Source organism: Acinetobacter sp. WCHA39, from assembly GCF_002165385.1.
In the GTDB taxonomy this organism is placed as follows: Bacteria; Pseudomonadota; Gammaproteobacteria; order Pseudomonadales; family Moraxellaceae; genus Acinetobacter.
Map to the genome: position 1 here is coordinate 1 of NZ_NHRP01000072.1, position 2,717 is coordinate 2,717.

Sequence of the window (2,717 nt, forward strand, 5' to 3'; positions counted from 1 at the left end):
GTCCATGATGGTGAAAACCATCATAAACCAGACATTTTTATTGGTGAGAATACAGACACTTTAAATGGTTTCTAACACAAGTATTTCGCATAAGGTGTATTATGTTAATTTTAGGGAAATTTAATAAAGGTACAATTAAATGACAAATACTTTAATTAATAGCTTTGAGTATAAATGGAATAAGCTCTTCCCTAATAAAGTTCCAATTTCATATTTGTTTAAACATTATTTTCCAAATAGCTGGATTCGCTTACATAGTCTTCCTAATTCAAAAAGATACGCTGATGACGCTATTGAAATAGACTTATTACTCAGAAGACAAAATCAAATAATTAGTGACTGCTTTCCCTTAAACACAATAGTTTTTATTGTTTCAGGTAATTCCTTCATAGGTGATTCATCTATAGCTAACTATGATCAAATTGCCAAACTTCAATATAATTTCATTAATGGGTCACGTATAAATTTACATGAAATTGATCCTGAATATTTTGATGATGGTGAAAATAATGATTTATATTTCACCCCTGCATTTACGGAAATAGTATGGGAACAAAATTTACATAACGATCTATTACTTAAGATCGCTAATGATGAGACTCGTGCATTTTTAATATCTTTTGAAAAAAAGATAATCATTGCACCTTATGATGGTGGTTTAGACATAATTATTGACGACTTTAATTTAAGAAATCAGATAAAACAAAAATATCACGAAATGTTATCAACACGAGATGATCAACTATAGAGTCTACCTTTAACTTTTTCTCATCAAGTTTTTTACATCAATTTAACATAATGGTGGTTATGCGAAACCACTTATAAAAATTCATTGTTTTTCAGGTATTTAAAAAATTAGTCATGACTAAAAAATAGGTAAAAAGCCGACTCGGAAACAAGTCGGCTGCTTTTTATGCAGTTTTGTCACTTTTAGCCAATAAATTTGACTAAGAATTACGCTTTTCAACTTGATTGATACAATTTTGTGATACATTATTGTATATACAAATTTGAATGTTTTTTATGGAACAGTATTTCGAATGGGATGAGGCAAAGAATCGAAAGAATCAGAAAAAACATGATGTCTCTTTCGAAACTGCAAGCCTTATTTTTGAAGACCCTTTAAGGATCTCAATCCAGGACAGACATACCGATGGCGAAGAACGTTGGCAGACCATTGGAAAAGTGAAAGGCGTACTAATGCTCTTAGTGGCTCATACCATCTTTGATGAAGATGACTGTGAAATCATACGAATCATTAGTGCAAGACAGGTAACTAAAGCAGAGCGAGATAAATATGAGCATGGTTAGATACTCACGCAAAGAACTGAATGAAAAATTCAGCGACAAGCAAGATGCTGAAATTGAACGCTTGCTTGCTAAGGGAACAGTTCCTGACGATCAGCTAGATCTATCAGATATTCCTGAAATTATCGACTGGAGTAATGCTGTACGCCACAATCAATTCTATCGTCCAGTGAAGCAACAAACATCTATTCGTTTAGATGCTGACGTACTTGCATGGTTCAAAGCACAAGGTAAAGGTTATCAGACACGCATGAATGAAATCTTGCGGGATGCCATGCTAAAAGAATTAAAAAATCATCAGTAAAAATGGGAGATTAAGCTCCCATTTTTTATTACAAGATTCATAAAGTTTGATAGAATAAAAAAATTATTTTATTAAATTTTATAGAGTTTTTTATGAAAAAAACAATTATCGGGGCATTAGCTGTTTCAACACTTTTAATTTCTGCATGTAGTACATCACAACCTATGTGGAGAAAAGCTGGAATTACTCCACATGATGCTAATAGTGCTTTAGCAAAATGTCGCTATGACATAGGTTTAGCTAAAGTAAATCAAAATGAAAAAGCTGAAATGATACAAGATTGTATGATGGCACAAGGTTTTAGATACACCTATTAATCTCTATAAAATCCAAATAAATAGGTTTATTAATGAAAAAGTTAATAGGTTTTGCAGCCATAGCTGTTTTTTGTACAAATTCTTTAGCAGAAATCCCTGTAAAAAATAATAGTATTCCTTTCAATAAGCTGCCTATAGAGATTAAAGAAGTAGTTCAAAGTGAGTATATAGATACCTGCCAAGGCATATCTGAAGATGAAGAAATGCAAGTTAAAAGTCCTAAAATCACTTTCAATAAAGGGTTTTTAGTAAATATAGATTTTAATAATGATGGCTTAAAAGACTATATTATCCGATCTTCAGACGTTACCTGTGAAGGTGCTTACTCAATTTTCACTGGAAACAGTGATGGCTTTATAGATATCTACTTTCAAAATGAAGCAGGTAAATATGATCATGTTCTTAACTATTGGTTAGGTCGTGAAGGATTGGAGCTTAAAAAAATAAAAGATGGCTATCGTTTTACTTCTGAATATAACGACAGTTATTTAGCGTGGGATAAATCTATAAATAAGTTTATTTCATATTATGGCCCTGAAAAAAGAAAAGATATTTTAGATATAAATGATGAAAACTCTACAACTAGCCAAACTTCTACAGAGAAAGGTGAAGTTCTAAGACAAGCTTTTCAATAATCTAGAAATATTCAAAAGACGCCTTTACATAGGCGTCTTTTTATTTAACATAAAATCTCTTATGCGAACTCAAAAATGTAAGCCCAAAATAGAAATGTCCGGTTTCTCCAAAGTAAAAATGTCCGCTTTTAGAATATGCGCTTTTGCAATTTC

General features: G+C 31.6%; 5 protein-coding genes. All 5 read left to right on the top strand.

All coding sequences use genetic code 11. The annotated features are described in order from the left end of the window. Positions 1–139: 139 nt before the first annotated feature. Entirely contained in the window at positions 140–748 is a 609-nt protein-coding gene (locus tag CDG56_RS16565; RefSeq protein WP_087548442.1) for a hypothetical protein, read from the top strand. Between the two features lie 275 nt (positions 749–1,023). Next, positions 1,024–1,311, top strand: a complete 288-nt coding sequence (locus tag CDG56_RS16570) for a BrnT family toxin (RefSeq protein ID WP_071852193.1) — start codon at positions 1,024–1,026, stop codon at positions 1,309–1,311. Beyond that, positions 1,298–1,612, top strand: a complete 315-nt coding sequence (locus CDG56_RS16575; protein ID WP_087548443.1) for a BrnA antitoxin family protein — start codon at positions 1,298–1,300, stop codon at positions 1,610–1,612. Before CDG56_RS16570 ends, CDG56_RS16575 begins: the two co-directional genes overlap by 14 nt. Before the next feature lie 92 nt (positions 1,613–1,704). Continuing rightward, positions 1,705–1,929 carry a hypothetical protein gene (locus tag CDG56_RS16580; RefSeq protein ID WP_071852195.1) on the top strand — a complete coding sequence of 75 codons (225 nt, stop codon included), beginning with the start codon at positions 1,705–1,707 and terminating at the stop codon, positions 1,927–1,929. A gap of 32 nt (positions 1,930–1,961) precedes the next feature. After that, positions 1,962–2,564 carry a hypothetical protein gene (locus tag CDG56_RS16585; RefSeq protein ID WP_087548444.1) on the top strand — a complete coding sequence of 201 codons (603 nt, stop codon included), beginning with the start codon at positions 1,962–1,964 and terminating at the stop codon, positions 2,562–2,564. Positions 2,565–2,717: the final 153 nt, after the last annotated feature.

What these genes read in the sequence shown, in the direction of transcription:
- CDG56_RS16565 (WP_087548442.1), top strand. Translation starts at nt 140, where the DNA reads ATGACAAATACTTTAATTAATAGCTTTGAGTATAAATGGAATAAGCTC.
- CDG56_RS16570 (WP_071852193.1), top strand. Translation starts at nt 1,024, where the DNA reads ATGGAACAGTATTTCGAATGGGATGAGGCAAAGAATCGAAAGAATCAG.
- CDG56_RS16575 (WP_087548443.1), top strand. Translation starts at nt 1,298, where the DNA reads ATGAGCATGGTTAGATACTCACGCAAAGAACTGAATGAAAAATTCAGC.
- CDG56_RS16580 (WP_071852195.1), top strand. Translation starts at nt 1,705, where the DNA reads ATGAAAAAAACAATTATCGGGGCATTAGCTGTTTCAACACTTTTAATT.
- CDG56_RS16585 (WP_087548444.1), top strand. Translation starts at nt 1,962, where the DNA reads ATGAAAAAGTTAATAGGTTTTGCAGCCATAGCTGTTTTTTGTACAAAT.